This is a genomic window from Pseudoalteromonas sp. Z1A8 (assembly GCF_011378855.1).
Taxonomy (GTDB): domain Bacteria; phylum Pseudomonadota; class Gammaproteobacteria; order Enterobacterales; family Alteromonadaceae; genus Pseudoalteromonas.
In genome coordinates, this window is record NZ_WTLB01000032.1 from 1 (window position 1) to 18,861 (window position 18,861).

Here is an 18,861-nt window from a genome sequence, read left to right on the forward strand (position 1 = left end):
TATTAAATACTAGACGCACAGGCAAGCTCACTGACTTCGATGTGATAAATGATAGCTAATCATTTATCAATGAGAGATACAAGACGCGCAGCTTGCTGGCGTTTTAAAGCAACGCTTTTACAGTTATTCAAACAAAAAAGCCCGCGCTGTTTTTCACAGTGCGGGCTTTTCAATTACTTACTTTATTTAATCAAATACTATTAAAAAAGCTCGTTTGCTTTGCTTACAATGTTTGCCACTGTAAAACCAAAGTGCTCAAACAGCTCGCCTGCAGGTGCTGACTCACCAAAAGTAGTCATACCTACTACTGCGCCGTTTAGGCCTACGTACTTGTACCAGTAGTCAGCAATACCCGCTTCTACTGCTACGCGGCGTGAAACTGATGCCGGTAATACGCTTTCTTTGTATGCTGCGCTTTGCGTTTCAAAGGCATCAGTACAAGGCATAGATACAACACGTACCTTTTTACCTTGGCTGCGTAGTTCGCTTGCTGAATCTTGTGCTAGTTGCACTTCAGAGCCCGTCGCAATAAAGATAATCTCTGGATTGCCGTCACAGCTAAGGATGTAACCACCCTTTTTAACGTCACTTAATTGCTGTGCGTCACGCGCTTGTTGCTCAAGACCTTGGCGAGTAAAGATTAACGATGTAGGACCGTCTTTACGCTCAATAGCTTGTTGCCATGCAATTGCCGACTCAACTTGGTCACACGGACGCCAGTTGTATAAGTTAGGCGTTAAACGCATGCTTGCAATTTGCTCTACTGGTTGGTGAGTTGGACCATCTTCACCTAAACCAATTGAATCGTGCGTGTATACAAAAATGCTTGGTTGCTTCATTAATGCAGCCATACGTACGGCATTTTTTGCATATTCAACAAACATTAAGAACGTAGCACCGTAAGGAATAAAGCCTTTATGAAGGGCAATACCATTCATAATTGCTGACATACCAAACTCACGCACACCGTAATAAATGTAGTTACCGCTTGCATCATCGCGTGTTAAACCTTTAGAGCCATCCCAAATTGTTAAGTTTGAGCCAGCTAAATCGGCTGAGCCACCCATAAATTCTGGTAATAACGGACCAAACGCATTTAATGCATTTTGCGACGCTTTACGAGACGCTGGGTTTGCTGGGTTTGCTTGTAATTGCTCAATATACGCTTGAGATTTTTCAGCCCAATCGCCAGGCAGTTCGTTATTAATACGACGCTTATATTCAGCTGCAAGCTCTGGGTATGCTTTTGCGTATGCTGCAAATTTTTCGTCCCAGCTTGATTCAAGCTGTTGACCTTTTTCTTTGCTATCCCATTGTGCGTAAATATCATCAGGAATTTCGAACGCATCGCCAGTCCAACCTAAGAATTCGCGAGACGCTTTAATTTCGTCATCACCTAGTGGTGCACCGTGACAATCGTGGCTACCAGATTTATTAGGTGAGCCGTAACCAATAATTGTTTTACAACAAATTAGTGAAGGTTTATCGGTAACGCTTTTTGCTTCGCTAATTGCAGCACTTATAGCATCGCTGTCGTGACCATCAACACCACTAATTACATGCCAACCGTAGGCTTTAAAACGAGCTGGCGTGTCATCTGTAAACCAACCTTCTACTTCACCATCGATAGAAATGCCGTTGTCATCCCAAAATGCAACAAGTTTACCAAGGCCTAATGTGCCAGCAAGTGAACCCGCTTCATGAGAAATACCTTCCATTAGGCAACCGTCGCCCATAAATGCATAGGTAAAGTGATCAACAATATCGTGACCTTCACGGTTAAACTGTGCAGCTAGCGCCTTTTCAGCAATTGCCATACCTACGGCATTTGTGATCCCTTGACCTAATGGACCCGTAGTAGTTTCGATTCCTGGTGCATAACCGTATTCAGGGTGACCTGGTGTTTTAGAATGCATTTGACGGAAGTTTTTAATTTCGTCCAATGGTAAATCGTAACCACTTAGGTGCAATAGAGAATAGATAAGCATTGAACCGTGGCCGTTTGAAAGAATAAATCTGTCACGGTCAGCCCACTCTGGATTTGTTGGGTTATGCTTTAGATAATCGCGCCATAGTACTTCTGCGATATCGGCCATGCCCATAGGGGCTCCAGGGTGACCAGATTTGGCCTTTTGTACTGCGTCCATTGACAAGACGCGAATAGCATTTGCAAGTTCTTTGCGAGATGGCATGAATTCTCCTACCTTTATGTGTATTTGCGCGGGTATTTATGTAATCGTTTATGCTCATAAGTCACTTAAGAGCTTTTATGGCACCATTCTTACTTATTGTGGGGGCTGTGTGCAATTAAAAACCCCATAAAAATGAGGCATTATGAATATTTTTTAAGACCAAAAAGTTATTATACATTTTATTTAGACGTCTAGGCGTAAAAACACTATGCAAGGTGTTTTGTTTTCGATAAAATACGCCCCTTAATTTTTTAGCGCTAATACCGACGTTTGTGAAGCGCAATATTTGTGAGCAGAATTACAATGGCAAAACATTTATTTACTTCTGAATCAGTTTCTGAAGGTCATCCGGATAAAATCGCCGATCAAATCTCTGATGCGGTACTTGATGCTATCCTAGAGCAAGACTCTCATGCCCGTGTTGCATGCGAAACTTACGTAAAAACCGGTATGGTTATGGTTGGTGGTGAAATCACTACTAGCGCATGGGTTGATATCGAAGAAATTACACGTAAAACAATTCGTGACATTGGCTACACAAATTCAGACATGGGTTTCGATGCAGACTCGTGTGCAATTTTAAACACTATTGGTAAACAGTCTCCTGACATTAACCAAGGTGTTGACCGTACTAGCCCAGAAGAACAAGGCGCTGGCGACCAAGGCTTAATGTTTGGTTACGCATGTAACGAGACAGAAGTACTAATGCCTGCTCCAATTACTTACTCACACCGTTTAGTTCAGCGCCAAGCTGAGGTTCGTAAAAGCGGCGAGCTTAACTGGTTACGCCCAGATGCAAAATCTCAAGTTACTTTTGCATACGAAAATGGCAAACCAGTAGGTATTGATGCTGTAGTACTTTCTACTCAGCACAGCGAAGATATTTCACAAAAAGATTTAGTAGAAGCGGTGATGGAAACAATCATCAAGCCGGTACTTCCTGCAGAACTTATTACAAGTGCAACTAAGTTTTTCATTAACCCAACAGGTCGCTTTGTAATTGGCGGACCAATGGGCGATTGTGGTTTAACTGGTCGTAAAATCATTGTAGATACATACGGTGGTATGGCTCGTCACGGTGGTGGTGCTTTCTCTGGTAAAGATCCATCAAAAGTTGACCGTAGTGCTGCATACGCTGCACGTTACGTAGCTAAAAATGTAGTGGCTGCTGGCCTTGCTGATAAGTGTGAGCTACAAGTTTCTTACGCAATTGGTGTTGCAGAGCCAACTTCTATCAGCGTTGAAACGTTTGGTACAAGCAAGCTAGAAGAAAGCCGTTTAATCGAGCTTATTCGTGAACACTTTGACCTACGCCCTTACGGCTTAATTCAAATGCTTGATTTAGAGCGCCCTATCTACCTTCCTACAGCGGCTTACGGCCACTTTGGTCGTGAAGAGTTCCCATGGGAACGTACAGATAAAGCAGACGCACTTCGCGCAGCTGCTGGCCTTTAAGCCAAAATTGTTGTAGTAAATTAAAAACGGCCCTTTTAAGGGCCGTTTTTACATCTAAAACTTATTCGCTATATTGTTTGTAGAGCGCCGACAAAATAACTATTAAATCGACCTCGAATTCTTTTGTACTTTAGGTATATACTCATTTCATTATAAAAGCTTTAGGGACAGTTAAATGGCCGATAACTTTCGTGTTATATTTTCAGGACTTGCCGATAACGTTGACATAAAAACAGCGTGCGCAAACTTAGCTGCAAAATTAAAAACGTCAGATGAAAAAGTAGCTCTTTTTTTTAAAGGTAAGCCACTGTTTACACCAAGCGATAAAGACAAAGCGTTAAAACAGGCTAAATTACTAGCAAGCTTAGGCATTAAAAGTAAGCTTCAAGCTGTTTCAAACATCATTCAAAATGGCTCAAACCCTGCTGCAAATAACAACCAACGTGATGAACGTATTTTTGATGCACTCGATTACATCACTAGCAGCTTAATTCGCCTTGAAGAAAAACTAGATGAGTTAGAGCAACGTCTTCCTGAAACTCAATTAAAAGCACCAGACGAAAATATTGACGAATGGCAAGATGACGACCTAATGCTAGATGATGACTTAGCAACACCTAAAAAACGTAGCAACTTACTTTTGTATTCACTAATTGCTACTGCCACAACGTTGCTAATAGTGTTGGCTATTTTTTTAGTTTTTCCTGATTTATTCTCTTTTTAGTAGCGGTTTAATAATTTAATGAGCAATAAGCGCGCACAAATAAGAACTGATATTCGTGAAATTCGTAATAACTTGTCAAATAATCAGCAAGTAATTGCTGCTCAATCGCTAAAAATGAATTTTATTCAACATCTAAAAAGCGAAAAAACAACGAATTCAAAGCATATTGCCATTTATTTAAGTAACGATGGAGAACTAGACACCTCATTGTTAATTAAAGAATTATGGAGTTTAAAGCATGCTATTCACCTACCTATAATACACCCATTTAATGGCGCTAATTTACTATTTCAGCGCTATGAGAAAAACTCACCCATGAGAGCAAATCGCTATGGTATCTTGGAGCCTAAGCTGAACTGCTCTCAAATATGCCCATTACCAGCGCTTGATTACCTCCTTATGCCATTAGTTGCATTTGACAAACAAGGTAATCGCCTAGGAATGGGAGGTGGGTTTTACGACAGAACATTGGCACGTTTACACGAACAAAATTGGCAAAAACCGCAACTAATTGGCCTTGCACATGAATGCCAAAAAGTTGAAACTTTACCAATAGAATCGTGGGATGTACCACTTAAAACCATTATCACCCCAGATAAAACATACAGTTGGTAACATTTAAATTTAGTTACTAACCGCATATTTCTGACATATATGAGCACAAAGCAATGACACAAGACGAATTAAAAAAAGCAGCTGCTTGGGCAGCACTCGAGTTTGTAAAAGAAAACACCATTGTAGGCGTAGGTACAGGCTCTACTGTTAACCATTTTATTGATGCTCTTGGCTCAGTAAAAGACACTATTGTAGGCGCGGTATCTAGCTCAGAAGCTTCAACTGCGCGACTACAAGCGTTAGGTATTGAAGTATTTGAGCTTAATAATGTTGCTGCTTTAGATGTATACGTTGATGGCGCTGACGAAATAAACGCTCAGAACGAAATGATTAAAGGTGGCGGTGCAGCCCTTACTCGCGAAAAAATAGTAGCTGCTGTTGCTAAGCAATTTGTGTGTATTGTTGATGACACCAAATTAGTAGATACATTAGGTGATTTTCCGCTTCCGGTAGAAGTTATCCCGATGGCGCGCAGCTACGTTGCACGAGAATTATTAAAACTTGGTGGTGACCCTGTTTATCGCCAAGGTGTTGTTACCGATAACGGTAACGTTATATTAGATGTATTTAACTTAAAAATTACCAATGCTAAACAACTTGAAGCACAAATAAATTCAATTGTTGGCGTAGTTACCAACGGCCTATTTGCGATGCGTGGTGCTGATAAAGTGATTATCGGTACTAAAAATGGGCCACAAATTAAATAGGATGAGGTTATGAGTAAGGTATCGTTAGCAAAAGACAAGATTAAAATTCTCTTGCTTGAAGGTGTTCACCAAAGCGCTGTTGAAACGCTAAAACGTAACGGCTATAGCAATATCGACTACGTTAAAACATCCTTACCTGAGGACGAGCTAAAAGAGCGCATTAAAGATGTTCACTTTGTAGGGCTTCGTTCTCGTACTCATATTAACCAAGCCGTACTAGACTCAGCTGAAAAGCTAGTTGCTGTAGGTTGTTTTTGTATTGGTACAAACCAAGTTGATTTAGATGCAGCACGCGAACGCGGTATTGCTGTATTTAACGCTCCATTTTCTAATACTCGTTCAGTTGCTGAACTTGTACTTGGTGAAATCCTACTTTTATTACGCGGTATTCCAGAGCGTAATGCAGCGGCTCATCGTGGTGGCTGGTTAAAAACAGCAAATGGTTCGTTTGAAGCACGTGGTAAAACTTTAGGTATTATTGGCTACGGTCACATTGGTACTCAGCTAGGCATTATGGCTGAAAACATCGGTATGAACGTTGAATATTACGATATCGAAGATAAGTTATCACTGGGTAATGCAAAGCAAGTGCACAACCTAACTCAGCTGTTACAACGCTCTGATATTATTAGCTTACACGTACCAGAAACACCGCAAACTAAAAACCTAATAGGTAGCGCAGAACTTGCTGTTATGAAGCAGGGATCTATTTTGATCAATGCTTCACGCGGAACTGTTGTTGATATTGATGCACTTGCAGAAGCACTAACAGAGAAAAAACTAAGTGGTGCAGCAATCGATGTATTCCCTACTGAGCCAAAATCTAACGATGAAGAATTTGTATCGCCACTGCGCCAATTCGACAATGTTATTTTAACACCGCACATTGGTGGATCAACACAAGAAGCACAAGAAAACATAGGTATTGAAGTAGCGGGTAAACTGGCTAAATATTCAGATAATGGCTCAACTATTACTGCGGTTAACTTCCCTGAAGTATCGCTGCCTGAGCTTGCTAATCGTAGCCGTTTATTACACGTACACCACAACCGCCCTGGTGTACTAACGCAAATTAACCAAGCGTTTGCACAGCACGGTATTAATATTGCTGCGCAATACCTGCAAACAGACGCATCTATTGGTTATGTAGTTATTGATGTAGATACAGATCAATCTGAGGTAGCACTTAAAGAACTAAGCGCTGTTGAGGGTACAATTAGAGCACGTATTTTACATTAATAAATACTTTTTATATTAAAAAGGGTCACTTCAAAGTGACCCTTTTTTGTATTTAGATTACATATACTTTCTTAAGTATTTTTTGAATACCGGATCTGTTGCAGCCAACTCTTTTTGCTCAGCTAATATCTCTTTTAAAATAGCGCCTGAGGTAAGCGGGTTTGCAAGTACCACTCTAAATACAACGGTAGGTTGATTGTCGTATTTAGAAGGCGTTAAACGAGTACGTGATACAAATGAGCGACCAGACTCTCGCTGACGTTTTTGCATACTGGCAGTAAAACGATTCAGAGAGGCAAAAATATCTAACCGAGTTGCAGCATCTGCTTCGGCTATTGCTTGTTTAATTTGCTTAGGTACATAACGATACGTTAATAAACACAATTCAGGTTCTGAAATAAGCTCAAAGTCTTCATCAGCTTTAATTAAATCAGCAAAGTAATGTGCTTTTTTGATGCTTCGATCAATCAGCATTTCGTAACCTTTACGGCCAATAACACGTAAGCAAGCATGTACTAACATTGCCATACCTGGTCGGCTACCTTCAAGTGTGTGGCTACCTAAGTCTTTTGAACCTTTACGCAATATGTACTCAGCGTGATGCTCTATTGCATCGGTTGCAGCGGGGTCTTTAAATAACACCAAACCCGCGCCCATTGGTACATACATTTGCTTATGTGCATCAATAGTAATTGAATCTGCTCGCTCAACTCCTTTGAGTAAAGGACGATGCGTGTTTGATAAAAGCGTTGCTCCGCCCCATGCCGCATCTACATGAAAATGGCAGTTAATGTCTTGTGCTAAGTCGGCCATTTCATCAAGTGGGTCAATATTACCGGTTTCGGTTGTACCCGCTACCCCAATAATCGCCATTACTTTAATGCCTTGCGATTCAAGCTCACGTGCTTTTTCGCGCATAGCTTTTACATCTACTTTATTATTTTCGCCGGTTTTAATACCAATTAAGTTATCGCGGCCAATACCGAGTAAATCAACCGATTTACCTAATGAGTAATGTCCGCGTTCTGATATTAATACTGCTAAACCTTTATAGCCGTAATGCAGCATACCGGCAATTAGGCCTTGTGCGCCGATACCTCTAAAATCGCCATCGGGTTTTAATAAGCGGTTTCGAGCAATCCAAAGCGCAGTAATATTAGCAACCGTTCCACCAGAGCAAAATGCACCTAATGAGGTTTTAGCACTATGCATCCATTTAGAATAAAACGCATCTTCTTGCCCATAAGCTAAATGATGCATCATTCCAAGCACTTGACGCTCAAGAGGCGTAAACGCTTTAGACGTTTCTATTTTTACTAGATTTTGATTTAGCCCTACCATCAATTTTGACAGCGGTAATAAGAAATGCGGCAAGGCAGAGGTCATGTGACCAATAAAGCTAGGCGCAGCTGTATGCACAGAATGTGCAACAAGTTGCTCCATTATGTCTTGGGCATAAGCAGATACAAACGTTGGATCCTCTGGGATCACTGCCGACTGAAAATCTTTTTCGATTTCATGTAATGGTTTTTCAATTGCCGCTATATTTTCGTTTAGAAAACCTGCTAAATTACTCGAAATTTCAAGCTCGATTTTGCTTAAAGTTGAGTCTGGCGCTTCAGGTACAGTAAATATACGCTTAAGGCTTTCTTTAGAGGCGACGGCACAACGCTTTTGATCCATCTCAATACCTAGTGTGTGTAGCTAAAACACGCGCTTACCCATCAAAAACGCCTACTTATTAGGACATTTAGAGCAATCGTGTTTCTTTAAAAATTGCGCTAACTTTACTGCAATATAACTAAAATGTCTCGTTTAAACCTATAAAAGCAATCAAAGCGATGACAAAAAAATGATAATTTAATTAAAACTCTTCCAAACCTAATTATTTATTGGGCATTTACTTATTTTGGGTATAATAAATTTGATAACAAAAAAGGGACACATATGCCAGAAGGAAGAGTCAAAGTTAGTTGGATAGTGGCAGGCTTTAGCTTATTTTTAATAAGCTTGCTTACCTATGTTTACTACACTTACCAAACCACGCGTGCTGAAATAATGCAGTCGGTTGATAATCGCTTACTTAACGCCGCCGCCAGCGTTAAACATATTTTAGGTGAGGATTATTTAAGTGCTGTTAATCAAGGCGATAATATAAGCTTTTCTTACTATCAAAATAAAAGTAAGCAACTGTCTGAGTTTGCTCAAGCACTTGATATTGCCTACGTATATTCAATGATTTTAAAAGACGGTAAGGTTCTTTTTAGCTCATCAAGCTACACGCAAGACGATCAAAATAATGGCAAAGTAACACAATTTTTAGATCTCTACCCTGAAGCCACCGATGCCAACCTAAGTGCTTTTTATTCAACAGAGCCTGTATTTGAAATATCGAGCGATCAGTGGGGTCATTTTAAAACTATTTTTATTCCTTACGTTGACCCAAATAACGGCAATACCTATTTAACGGGCGCCGATATAACTATTTACAACTTAAAGAAAGCGTATCGAAGGCTGCTGCAATGGCTAGCTTCTTCTTTTTTATCGCGATACTCGTTGCCGCCATATACATTTATTTACTAAAGCGCTCTTTAGCAACTGACTCAAGTACTGGCTTTTCAAATCATATCGCGCTTGAATACTACATTAAAAAAAGTAATGCCCATCACATGCAATTAGCCGTTATTTGGGTTAATGAAATAGAAGATATAAACAGCTTTTATGGTACTGAAGTGGGCGATAAAGTAATGAAAAACTTACTTACTCACTTTAAGCTTAGAAGCTCTGCACATTGCTATATATACAGATTAGCAACCAACAAAATAGTATTGCTCGCGCCTAAAGAAATGGGTAATGACGAATTTACTGACCTAGTAAAAACTTATAACTTTAATACGCCAGTATTAACCGACCCTTTTATTTATATAACCCTTTGTGCAGGTATTGCCAGTGGTAATAAATCGCTATTACTCGAAAACGCGCATATAGCGGCCCTACAGGCTAAGCAAGGTAGACACAACGTCGTTAACTACTCAAAAGCACTACACGATGTAAAAACACAATATCAATACAATGTAGAAATGGCTAAAGAAGTACGTGAAGCGTTTGATAACAACCGTATTGTGCCTTACTTTCAACCTATTATTGATACTAATACCAATAAAGTTGTTCAGTACGAATGTTTAGCTCGAATGGTAACAGCGCAAGGGGAAGTGTTAAAACCTGATGCATTTTTAAATGTAGTGACTCGCTCAAGAATGGACGGAATACTTACCCGTACTATATTTTCACAATGTGTTAGCCGCTTTAGAAAAACCGATATTTGCTGGAGTTTAAATATAACAGCACAAGATATGCTCGATCCTAATTTGAGCGAGTTTATTGCTGATGAACTAAAGCGTTACCCGCACCCAAGCAACATCACGTTAGAGCTTTTAGAAACCCAAGCTATTGCCAACTTTTCTGAAGTAAAAGCATTTATTGGTATGGTTAAAACAAAAGGCGTTAAGGTTATTATTGATGACTTTGGTAGTGGTTACTCAAATATATCAAACGTACTTAAGCTAGAAGTGGATGGTATTAAACTTGATGGCGCGCTAATAAAGCAAATAGTGAATGACAAAGACATTTACTTGTTTATTGAACACATAGCCAGTTTTGCTAATCAGCTTGGTTTGCAACTAATGGCCGAGTCGGTAGAAAACGCAACCATAGTAACCGCGCTTAAAAAAGCGAATGTGGTACTAATGCAAGGCAACTATTTTGCCCACCCAGTACCACATGTTAATACGGTTATAGAAGAAGAATTAGCACTTTGACTTACTTTAGCGAGGTAAGTTAATAACGAGTCGGTGGCTTTGCTGGCCACTGGCCCAGTATTTACGCTCAAAAGGCGTTATTGCGTCGTCTGACTCATAAAGAGTTACATCGCAAGGGTTGCCAGTTAGTTCAAGCGCCCTTGCGAACTCTTTCACGTAAATATCCCAATTGCTGCGCACTTCCAATTGCCCACCTAACTTAACGATAAACGGAAAAATAGCTGCTCCATGCCAGCGCCTACGAATATGCTTAGATTTAGGCCACGGGTTTGGATACAACAAATAATGGTGCGTAGGTTGCCAATTAGCAGCAACCGCTAAGCGCCAAAAGTCGTTTAAGTCTGCTTGAACTAAGATGTACTGCCCACTGTCGGTTTGCTTATACTCAACATCGTGCTTATCTAATCGGTGCGACGATTTATCAATACCAATAACAAGGGCATCTGGATGGCGCTTAGCTAAGTTAGCTGAGCTTTCACCCACGCCACAACACGAGTCTAAAATAAGCGGGCCATTAAAGGCTTGTACTTTAGCATTAACCTCGTCAAACGCAGCTTGAGTATGCGCTGCAATTGGCTTTTTAAACTCAGCATCTAAGTGCTTATTTACTATTTCATCAAGCTTTTCGTGAATACCCGCTTGATTAGATACAATACTACGTGAATTTGCATCACTCATTAGTGTCTTAGCCCCACACCTTTTTTAATCAATGTAAGCGCTAATGTAAATAACGCTGTTATAAATACTAAAATAACCCCAAGAGCCACGCTTAAATCAACATCCGACACGCCTAAAAAGCCATAACGGAACGCGTTAACCATGTAAATAATTGGGTTAACTTGTGATACATTTTGCCAAAATTCAGGCAATAAGGTAATCGAATAAAATACACCACCTAAGTAAGTTAATGGCGTTAAAATGAAGGTGGGGATAATGCTTATATCGTCAAAGCTATTTGCATAAATCGCATTAATCAAACCACCTAAAGCAAATACAGCGGAAGTTAAAATAACCGTTGCCATAATTACAAAAATATTATGAATTTGAATATCAACAAATAATAACGACACACAGGTAACTATAAAGCCCACCATAATGCCACGTGTCATGCCGCCACCCATATAACCCAGTACAATTATGTAGTTAGGTACAGGTGCAACTAAAAGCTCTTCAATGCTTTTTTGAAACTTTGTTGAGTAAAAGCTAGAGGCTACATTGGAATAAGAGTTAGTAATAACCGACATCATTATAAGGCCAGGTACAATAAACTCCATATAACTAAAGCCACCCATATCGCCAATTCGTGAACCAATTAAGTTACCAAAAATAACAAAATATAAGCTCATCGTAATTGCTGGCGGTACTAAGGTTTGCACCCAAATACGTAAGAAACGAATACATTCTTTAATCCATAAACTTTTTAAGGCTACGCCATATTTAAACATTTATTCGCCCCGCCCTTGCTCTAATAATTCTACAAATAATTCTTCTAGTCTGTTTGCTTTATTTCGCATGCTCAATACTGTATTACCTTGAGTTGTTAATGCGCTAAATACCGCGTTTAAGCCCTGTGATTTAGCTACTTCGACTTCAATTGTATGATCGTCCGCCATGGTAAATTTGTAGCCATCAAGCGTTACAGGATTTGCTGGCATTTTTAAATCTAAAATAAAGGTTTCTTTATCAAGCTTTGCAAGCAGTGCTTTAATGGTCGTGTTTTCAACAATTCGACCAGAATCAATAATAGCGATGTTTTTACACAGCAGCTCTGCTTCTTCAAGATAATGCGTGGTTAAAATAATGGTAACGCCTTGCTCATTTATTTGGCGTAAAAAGTCCCACATTGAACGACGAAGTTCTATGTCTACCCCTGCCGTTGGCTCATCAAGTATAAGCAACTTGGGTTCGTGCATAAGGGCACGCGCAATCATTAATCGGCGTTTCATACCGCCTGAAAGCGTACGCGCTTGTTTGTCTTTTTTCTCTAATAAGCCAAGCTGCGCTAAGTATTTATCAGCACGTTTATGCGCTTCACCACGCGGTACACCATAATAACCAGCTTGATTAACAAGTATTTGGCTAAGCGTTTCAAACTGACTAAAGTTAAACTCTTGTGGCACTAAGCCTAAATGCGCTTTTGCAGCTTCTAAATCAGTATCAATATCGCAACCGAATACTTCTACTTTGCCTTTTGTTTTATTAACAAGCGACGAAATAACACCAATCGTGGTTGATTTACCGGCTCCATTTGGACCAAGCAAAGCGAAAAAATCACCTTCATGAACTTGTAAATCAACGCCCTTAATAGCCTCAACACCATTTTTATAAACCTTGGTAAGGCCTTCTATATTTAAAGCAATATTTTGCTTATTCATTACTTACCCTCACCATAACCCCAACGTTTTGTTAGGTTATGTTCAATGTTTAAATGATCTAAAATTCTCGCCACCATAAAATCAACTAAGTCTTCAATACTTTGTGGCTTATGATAAAAACCAGGGGCTGCTGGCATAATTGTCACCCCTAAACGAGATAACTTAAGCATGTTTTCTAAATGAATTTCGTTAAACGGTGTTTCGCGCGGCACTAAAATTAACTGTCCGCGTTCTTTAATAACTACATCGGCTGCTCGCTCTAATAAGTTATCTGACGCCCCTACTGCAATTGCAGAAACCGACCCAGCACTACACGGGCATACTACCATTTTTTTGGGGGCAGCAGAGCCCGAAGCCACAGGGCTAAACCAGTTATCTTTACCGTATACTTTTAGCTGTTCAGGTTTGGCATTAAACAGCGTACTTAACTGCTCTGTGGCTTTATCTTCATTACCAGAGAGCTTGATATTTGATTCTGTATCAAGCACCACTCGTGCCGCACTTGAGATTAGTACGTAAACTTGAAATTGCTGCTCTAGTAATACCTCAAGTAATCTTAAACCATAAGGCGCACCTGATGCACCGCTAAAAGCGAGCGTAATTCTATCTTTAAATTGCACACTATTCTCCGCTGTATTTATCAGCTAAACCATCAACAAGGTGTTGATGAAGGCCATTAAAACCGCCATTGCTCATAATTAAAATATGTTGATTTGGCTTAATATTTTCAAGCACCGTATCAATAATTGTTTGTGTGCTGCTAAAGCATTGCATGCCCGCTTTATCTGCTTGCTCTTTTAGCGACCAATTTAGATTCTCTGGTTCAAAAAGCAGTACGTCGTCAGCATCACGCAGTGAATCTAATAATGTATATTGATGCACACCCATTTTCATAGTATTTGAGCGCGGCTCTAAAATAGCGATAATTTTTTCATCGCCTACTTTTGCGCGCAGTCCTGCAAGCGTAGTTTTAATTGCTGTTGGGTGATGCGCAAAATCGTCATACACTTTAATATTATTAATATCGGCTTTTAGTTCCATGCGTCTTTTAGGGCTAATAAATTCTCCTAAGGCATCAATACTATGATCAATGGCTATACCCACATGGCGCGCTGCTGCGATAGTCATAATTGCATTTTTAACGTTATGCTCGCCTATTGCTTGCCAGCGAACAGTGCCTTGCTTTTCGTTATTTAAAAGCACATTAAACTCACTACCATCGGCTTTTATTAATTCATAGCTCCAATCATCACCGAGTGTTTCGCTTTCGCTCCAAAGCCCTTGTGCTATTACGTCATTAAGCGCTACGTCTTGCTTAGGCCAAATTACCTTGCCGCTTTGAGGTAATGTACGCATTAAGTGATGAAATTGTTTTTTTATTGCGTTTAAATCTTCGAAAATATCAGCGTGATCGAATTCAAGATTATTTAAAATAAGTGTACGCGGAAGGTAGTGCACAAACTTACTGCGCTTATCAAAAAATGCAGTGTCGTACTCATCCGCTTCAATAACAAAAAATGGCGTTTCACCTACTTTGGCAGATACACCAAAATTTTGAACAACGCCGCCAATTAAAAAACCAGGCTTTAAACCCGCATATTCTAAAACCCATGCAAGCATACTCGCAGTGGTCGTTTTTCCATGGGTACCCGCTACAGCAAGTACCCATGAGTTTTGTAATAAATTATGTTTAAGCCATTCAGGGCCTGAAGTATAAGGCAAGCCTTTATCAAGCACATACTCAACACATGAGTTACCACGGCTCATTGCATTACCAATAACTACCATATCTGGCTTTGGCTCTAATTGAGATACGTTGTAGCCTTGAGTCAGTTCAATGCCAAGCTCTTCAAGTTGCGTACTCATTGGTGGGTAAACGTTTTGATCAGAACCCGTTACTTTATGACCCAATGATTTAGCAATGGCTGCAATGCCACCCATAAACGTGCCACAAATGCCCAAAATATGTATATGCATATACTTTCCTTAAATCGTATGCTCACTTTACAGCTATGCAAAGTTTAATGGCGCTATAATGCCAAAATTCGTGCTTAGTTACTATGTACGTCTGCACAATTCACTCGTGCCAAAAACACGTTAATTAGTTTTTTAAACGCTAAAAACTTTAAAATAGGCAAGTTCACTTACCTTGTATTTCTTTTAATCAATTATTATCAATGTTATAAACCAGCTTGCTGTATAACTTTAAAACTTAAAAAGGACTTAATATGAAAAAACTATTCTTTATAGCCTGTATTTTACTTAGTCAAAAAAGCTTTGCTTTGGAATTTGCTAAGTACCCAATAGAACTAAGTTCGGGCGAAGGCGTTAATGTTGTTATTGCCCCAACAACAGATAAAAAACAAGCTTTAGTAAAAGTAACAGGCATAAACCATGATATTGATGGGATTGTATTTTTAACCGATTTAAAACCTCATGGTAGTAATAAAGCGTACAAATATACTTACGATGGTACACAAAGAAGTTTAGTAAGTGTTGAAGAAGGCTACCGCTGTTGCTCTTACAACCTTTATATTCCAGACACTCGTGATGGTACTTACTTATCAAAAAAAGAAGAGTCGAATCCTGCTATTGTTGAAGATTTAAAAGCGCAATACGAGCAACAATTAAGTAAAGGCACTCAAGCTAAACTTGCAAAGTTTAATCGTGAAAAGCATTTAGGGTATCAGCAAAAAAATATAGCTGCCGCTAATAGCGAAATAGATAAGCAATGCGGGTTAAAAATAAATACCAATGTTGATTGGGAAAACATTGATGATGAAAACCTAAAAGAGTATGCAGTAGGTTCATTTTGTGCACAAGTAGCAAACGAAATGGCAAGCATGTGTGAAAACGACCAAAGCTTTAAAAATGACATAGCGCAGTTCAATGCTATCGAATGTAAATTTACTAATGAGCTAAAACTACGTAAAAATGGTAATACACTTATATTTAAAACAGCGCCAAAAGCCGCTAACCAACGCCGCTTTATTGAAGCTTATTTATTAAATTTATAAGCTGAGTTTAAAACCAAAAAAGCACCTCTAGGTGCTTTTTTGGTTTTACTGATTAGGTTTGTTTATAGCGTTAAAAATACAATCAAACCTACACCGAGTAATAAACGATATATCACAAATGGCAACATACCCATTCGCTCTATTACTTTTAAAAACATAAATATACACGCATAAGCCGATAAGAACGATAACACCACACCAAGTAATAATGTGTTCCAATCAACTACATGATCACCCAGTGCAAGCTCTGCAATATAATAAAGCCCCATCATTGAAATAATAGGAATCGCCAATAAAAACGAAAAACGCGCTGCGCTTTGCTTATTCATACCTAACATTAAACCAGCGGTCATCGTGATACCTGATCGAGAAGTACCCGGGATCATTGCAACAGCTTGCGCAAAGCCAATAATAAGTGCCGTTTTCCAATTGAGCTGGTAAATAGTTTTAATTTGCTTACCTTTTGCATCGGCGTACCAAAGTAGTAAACCAAATACGATGGTTGTTGTGGCAATGACCCAAGCGCTTCGCAAATACAATTCAATAAAGTCTTTTAAAAGTAAACCTAAAATAGCGGCAGGCACTGTACCTAGTATAATCCACCAGCCTAATTTACTGTCATCGGTAGTACCTTGAGCACCAAAGGATTTAAACCACGCACTGAGTATGTCGACGACCTCTTTGCGAAAATAAATAACAACAGCAATTAAAGTACCAACATGTACTGCTACGTCAAACGCAAGCCCTTGATCTTCCCAGCCCAAAATTTGCGATGGGAGAATTAAATGCGCCGAACTCGATATTGGTAAAAACTCAGTAAATCCCTGTATGAGGGCTAAAATAATTATTTCGATGATACTCATGGGTTAGAAAACTCCACCTTCCATAGTTTTTGTTGAGGATTATTATATTCATTCCATAACTGGGCAATTGTTTGTTTAGCTACAGGATGATAGAAATCTGGGGCAACCTCGCTAAGAGGTTGTAATACAAATGCGTTTTTAGTTATTTCATCTCGTGGTAGTTGCGCAGGGGAATCGCAAATTACATCATCATAAAATAGTAAATCTAAATCGAGCGTTCGTGGACTAAATTTTTTGTCGCTTGCATTACGACCATTATCGCGCTCTATTTGCTTTAATAAAGCGCATACATCAACCAATGGCATATCCGTTGATGCACCAACCACTGAATTATAAAAATTATTGCCAGCAAACCCAACTGCTTCACTTTCAAAAACAGACGAGTGTACAATATGTTCAAAGTGCTGCTTAAGTGCAATTAATGCACATTGTATATAATGCGCTTTATTTATATTTGACCCTAGGCTGATATAAATTTTAGCCATTTAGTCAGTTGCCTTAACACGTGTAATTTCAACACCTACAGTTTGCGCTTGTGCTACTGCTGCTGGTTTACTTACTCTTATAGTAACTTGTAGCGTATTAAACTCGCTTAAAATAATATGCGCTAATTGTTCAACTAAAGTTTCTAGCAACTCTACAGGTTTTAAAGTGCAGTGCTCAATAACTCGCTCACTTACTTTTGAGTAATCGAGTGCTAAATTAATATCGTCATTTTCGGCTGCAGGCTTAATATCGCTGAGCATTTCAATATCAAAATAAAGGCTCTGTTTACTTTCTTTTTCAAAGTCGTACACTCCAATGATGGTGTCGACGTGCAATTGAGATATAAAAACCTTATCCATTGATACTCCAAATAACAACAAACTACTAAGCAACTATACAAAGCATTAATAAAATTAATACTGACTATGGTTTAACCAGTGTTTAAATATGTAAAAATAACTTCTACAATAGCAAAATAACTAATACCAATCTGCTTATATACGGGGTCTATTTAACGTTAAGGAAATTACGCTAGAACTAGGCAAAAATTTTTGTATCTAGTTGTTCTAAATAAAAAATTTCTAACGACGTTATAGTGCAATTTAATTCGTTAAATTGATCAAAGATTTATGCAGGTTGGTATAAACTAGCTATTAAATAGCCTGTTAATAATTTTCACGATAAATTTTGCTGCCAATAATAGCTTAAAAGTACTATCAATTGGTATAGCAATTAAAAAATAAGGAAGCGTGTGTTAGCCACTATAATGTTTGTTTTAGCTTATTTACTTGGGTCGATTTCGTCGGCTATTTTAGTGTCGCGGTTGTTCAAACTCCCCGACCCTCGTAATAGCGGTTCTAACAACCCAGGCGCTACAAATGTTTATAGATTAGGCGGAGCATTTCCGGCTTGCTTGGTTTTAGTGTTTGATATTTTAAAAGGGACTATTCCGGTTTGGGGCGCTTATTTTTTAGAAGTTGAACCTTTAGAGCTAGGTTTAGTCGCTGTAGCAGCTTGCTTGGGCCATATGTACCCACTGTTTTTTAGCTTTAAAGGCGGTAAAGCTGTAGCAACTGCATTTGGATCATTATTACCTATTGGCTTATCGTTAGCTGGTTTGCTTGTATGCACTTGGCTTGTTGTTGTAGCAATAACACGCTATTCATCACTTGCAGCGCTTGTAGCTGTATCCTTAGCGCCTTTATATACATGGCTGATAAAACCACTTTATACACTTCCTGTTGCTTTTATTACGCTGTTAATTATATTTCGTCATCGTACTAATGTTATTAGACTATTTAGTGGAGACGAACCAAAAGTGGGCGCTAAAAAAGCACCCACTGATGAAAACAAAAATCTTTAAAATATGA

17 protein-coding genes and 1 pseudogene are annotated in these 18,861 nt (G+C 39.1%); 8 read left to right on the forward strand and 10 right to left on the reverse strand.

Features of this window, described 5'->3' with window-relative positions; translation table 11 throughout:
* Nucleotides 1–200: 200 nt before the first annotated feature.
* Nucleotides 201–2,192: a transketolase gene (gene tkt, locus GQR55_RS13055; protein ID WP_165739638.1), complete on the reverse strand. Its 1,992-nt coding sequence runs from the start codon at nucleotides 2,190–2,192 to the stop codon at nucleotides 201–203.
* A gap of 303 nt (nucleotides 2,193–2,495) precedes the next feature.
* Between tkt and metK the strand changes: the two genes are divergently transcribed.
* The 5 genes from metK to serA all read left to right on the forward strand — a co-directional run bounded on the left by metK (nucleotide 2,496) and on the right by serA (nucleotide 6,932).
* Nucleotides 2,496–3,647, forward strand: a complete 1,152-nt coding sequence (gene metK / locus GQR55_RS13060; protein WP_166420951.1) for a methionine adenosyltransferase — start codon at nucleotides 2,496–2,498, stop codon at nucleotides 3,645–3,647.
* 175 nt (nucleotides 3,648–3,822) lie between these two features.
* Entirely contained in the window at nucleotides 3,823–4,371 is a 549-nt protein-coding gene (locus GQR55_RS13065) for a hypothetical protein (protein WP_166420952.1), read from the forward strand.
* An 18-nt stretch (nucleotides 4,372–4,389) separates the two neighbouring features.
* Nucleotides 4,390–4,986: a 5-formyltetrahydrofolate cyclo-ligase gene (locus tag GQR55_RS13070; RefSeq protein ID WP_166420953.1), complete on the forward strand. Its 597-nt coding sequence runs from the start codon at nucleotides 4,390–4,392 to the stop codon at nucleotides 4,984–4,986.
* A gap of 53 nt (nucleotides 4,987–5,039) precedes the next feature.
* Nucleotides 5,040–5,693 (forward strand): ribose-5-phosphate isomerase RpiA, encoded by a 654-nt coding sequence (gene rpiA / locus GQR55_RS13075; RefSeq protein WP_024600598.1) that lies wholly within the window; start codon nucleotides 5,040–5,042, stop codon nucleotides 5,691–5,693.
* 9 nt (nucleotides 5,694–5,702) lie between these two features.
* Nucleotides 5,703–6,932, forward strand: coding sequence for a phosphoglycerate dehydrogenase (gene serA, locus GQR55_RS13080; protein WP_166420954.1), 1,230 nt, complete (start codon nucleotides 5,703–5,705; stop codon nucleotides 6,930–6,932).
* 57 nt (nucleotides 6,933–6,989) lie between these two features.
* On the opposite strand, the gene panP is transcribed toward serA, so the two are convergent.
* The gene (panP, locus tag GQR55_RS13085) at nucleotides 6,990–8,615 is read right to left on the reverse strand and encodes a pyridoxal-dependent aspartate 1-decarboxylase PanP (RefSeq protein WP_166420955.1); all 1,626 of its coding nucleotides are present in this window, start codon (nucleotides 8,613–8,615) and stop codon (nucleotides 6,990–6,992) included.
* A 264-nt stretch (nucleotides 8,616–8,879) separates the two neighbouring features.
* On the opposite strand from panP, the pseudogene GQR55_RS13090 reads away from it, so the two are divergent.
* Nucleotides 8,880–10,750, forward strand: a pseudogene (locus tag GQR55_RS13090) (GGDEF domain-containing protein).
* Between the two features lie 6 nt (nucleotides 10,751–10,756).
* Here GQR55_RS13090 and GQR55_RS13095 read toward each other — a convergent pair.
* Genes GQR55_RS13095 through mpl form a run of 5 tightly spaced genes read right to left on the reverse strand, consistent with a single transcriptional unit; the run spans nucleotide 10,757 to nucleotide 15,102 of the window.
* Nucleotides 10,757–11,428, reverse strand: a complete 672-nt coding sequence (locus tag GQR55_RS13095) for an SAM-dependent methyltransferase (RefSeq protein ID WP_166420956.1) — start codon at nucleotides 11,426–11,428, stop codon at nucleotides 10,757–10,759.
* Entirely contained in the window at nucleotides 11,428–12,195 is a 768-nt protein-coding gene (locus GQR55_RS13100; RefSeq protein WP_165739646.1) for an ABC transporter permease, read from the reverse strand. The genes GQR55_RS13095 and GQR55_RS13100 overlap by 1 nt, the downstream gene beginning before the upstream one ends.
* Nucleotides 12,196–13,125 (reverse strand): ABC transporter ATP-binding protein, encoded by a 930-nt coding sequence (locus GQR55_RS13105; protein ID WP_166420957.1) that lies wholly within the window; start codon nucleotides 13,123–13,125, stop codon nucleotides 12,196–12,198.
* Nucleotides 13,125–13,745 carry a flavin prenyltransferase UbiX gene (locus GQR55_RS13110; RefSeq protein WP_002961027.1) on the reverse strand — a complete coding sequence of 207 codons (621 nt, stop codon included), beginning with the start codon at nucleotides 13,743–13,745 and terminating at the stop codon, nucleotides 13,125–13,127. Before GQR55_RS13110 ends, GQR55_RS13105 begins: the two co-directional genes overlap by 1 nt.
* A gap of 1 nt (nucleotide 13,746) precedes the next feature.
* Nucleotides 13,747–15,102, reverse strand: coding sequence for a UDP-N-acetylmuramate:L-alanyl-gamma-D-glutamyl-meso-diaminopimelate ligase (gene mpl, locus GQR55_RS13115; protein WP_166420958.1), 1,356 nt, complete (start codon nucleotides 15,100–15,102; stop codon nucleotides 13,747–13,749).
* Nucleotides 15,103–15,353: 251 nt separating this feature from the next.
* Here mpl and GQR55_RS13120 point away from each other — a divergent pair, with 251 nt between their 5' ends.
* Nucleotides 15,354–16,142 carry a hypothetical protein gene (locus tag GQR55_RS13120; protein ID WP_166420959.1) on the forward strand — a complete coding sequence of 263 codons (789 nt, stop codon included), beginning with the start codon at nucleotides 15,354–15,356 and terminating at the stop codon, nucleotides 16,140–16,142.
* A 62-nt stretch (nucleotides 16,143–16,204) separates the two neighbouring features.
* Here the strand turns inward: GQR55_RS13120 and GQR55_RS13125 are convergent, their stop codons facing one another.
* The 3 genes from GQR55_RS13125 to folB are packed head-to-tail and all read right to left on the reverse strand — an operon-like array spanning nucleotide 16,205 to nucleotide 17,850.
* On the reverse strand, nucleotides 16,205–17,005 hold the full coding sequence (locus GQR55_RS13125) for an undecaprenyl-diphosphate phosphatase (protein ID WP_121954390.1): 801 nt from the start codon (nucleotides 17,003–17,005) through the stop codon (nucleotides 16,205–16,207).
* A complete protein-coding gene (gene folK, locus GQR55_RS13130; protein ID WP_166420960.1) occupies nucleotides 17,002–17,490 on the reverse strand; it encodes a 2-amino-4-hydroxy-6-hydroxymethyldihydropteridine diphosphokinase in 489 nt (162 codons plus the stop codon). The genes GQR55_RS13125 and folK overlap by 4 nt, the downstream gene beginning before the upstream one ends.
* A complete protein-coding gene (folB, locus tag GQR55_RS13135) occupies nucleotides 17,491–17,850 on the reverse strand; it encodes a dihydroneopterin aldolase (protein WP_166420961.1) in 360 nt (119 codons plus the stop codon).
* 392 nt (nucleotides 17,851–18,242) lie between these two features.
* On the opposite strand from folB, the gene plsY reads away from it, so the two are divergent.
* Nucleotides 18,243–18,854 carry a glycerol-3-phosphate 1-O-acyltransferase PlsY gene (gene plsY, locus GQR55_RS13140; protein WP_166420962.1) on the forward strand — a complete coding sequence of 204 codons (612 nt, stop codon included), beginning with the start codon at nucleotides 18,243–18,245 and terminating at the stop codon, nucleotides 18,852–18,854.
* Nucleotides 18,855–18,861 lie beyond the last annotated feature (7 nt).

Excerpts from the sequence above, each read along its gene's own strand:
- folK (WP_166420960.1), bottom strand. The coding sequence starts at position 17,490 with ATGGCTAAAATTTATATCAGCCTAGGGTCAAATATAAATAAAGCGCAT.
- rpiA (WP_024600598.1), top strand. The coding sequence starts at position 5,040 with ATGACACAAGACGAATTAAAAAAAGCAGCTGCTTGGGCAGCACTCGAG.
- GQR55_RS13095 (WP_166420956.1), bottom strand. The coding sequence starts at position 11,428 with ATGAGTGATGCAAATTCACGTAGTATTGTATCTAATCAAGCGGGTATT.
- metK (WP_166420951.1), top strand. The coding sequence starts at position 2,496 with ATGGCAAAACATTTATTTACTTCTGAATCAGTTTCTGAAGGTCATCCG.
- serA (WP_166420954.1), top strand. The coding sequence starts at position 5,703 with ATGAGTAAGGTATCGTTAGCAAAAGACAAGATTAAAATTCTCTTGCTT.
- GQR55_RS13070 (WP_166420953.1), top strand. The coding sequence starts at position 4,390 with ATGAGCAATAAGCGCGCACAAATAAGAACTGATATTCGTGAAATTCGT.
- GQR55_RS13065 (WP_166420952.1), top strand. The coding sequence starts at position 3,823 with ATGGCCGATAACTTTCGTGTTATATTTTCAGGACTTGCCGATAACGTT.
- panP (WP_166420955.1), bottom strand. The coding sequence starts at position 8,615 with ATGGATCAAAAGCGTTGTGCCGTCGCCTCTAAAGAAAGCCTTAAGCGT.
- folB (WP_166420961.1), bottom strand. The coding sequence starts at position 17,850 with ATGGATAAGGTTTTTATATCTCAATTGCACGTCGACACCATCATTGGA.
- tkt (WP_165739638.1), bottom strand. The coding sequence starts at position 2,192 with ATGCCATCTCGCAAAGAACTTGCAAATGCTATTCGCGTCTTGTCAATG.
- GQR55_RS13120 (WP_166420959.1), top strand. The coding sequence starts at position 15,354 with ATGAAAAAACTATTCTTTATAGCCTGTATTTTACTTAGTCAAAAAAGC.
- GQR55_RS13125 (WP_121954390.1), bottom strand. The coding sequence starts at position 17,005 with ATGAGTATCATCGAAATAATTATTTTAGCCCTCATACAGGGATTTACT.
- mpl (WP_166420958.1), bottom strand. The coding sequence starts at position 15,102 with ATGCATATACATATTTTGGGCATTTGTGGCACGTTTATGGGTGGCATT.
- GQR55_RS13105 (WP_166420957.1), bottom strand. The coding sequence starts at position 13,125 with ATGAATAAGCAAAATATTGCTTTAAATATAGAAGGCCTTACCAAGGTT.
- GQR55_RS13100 (WP_165739646.1), bottom strand. The coding sequence starts at position 12,195 with ATGTTTAAATATGGCGTAGCCTTAAAAAGTTTATGGATTAAAGAATGT.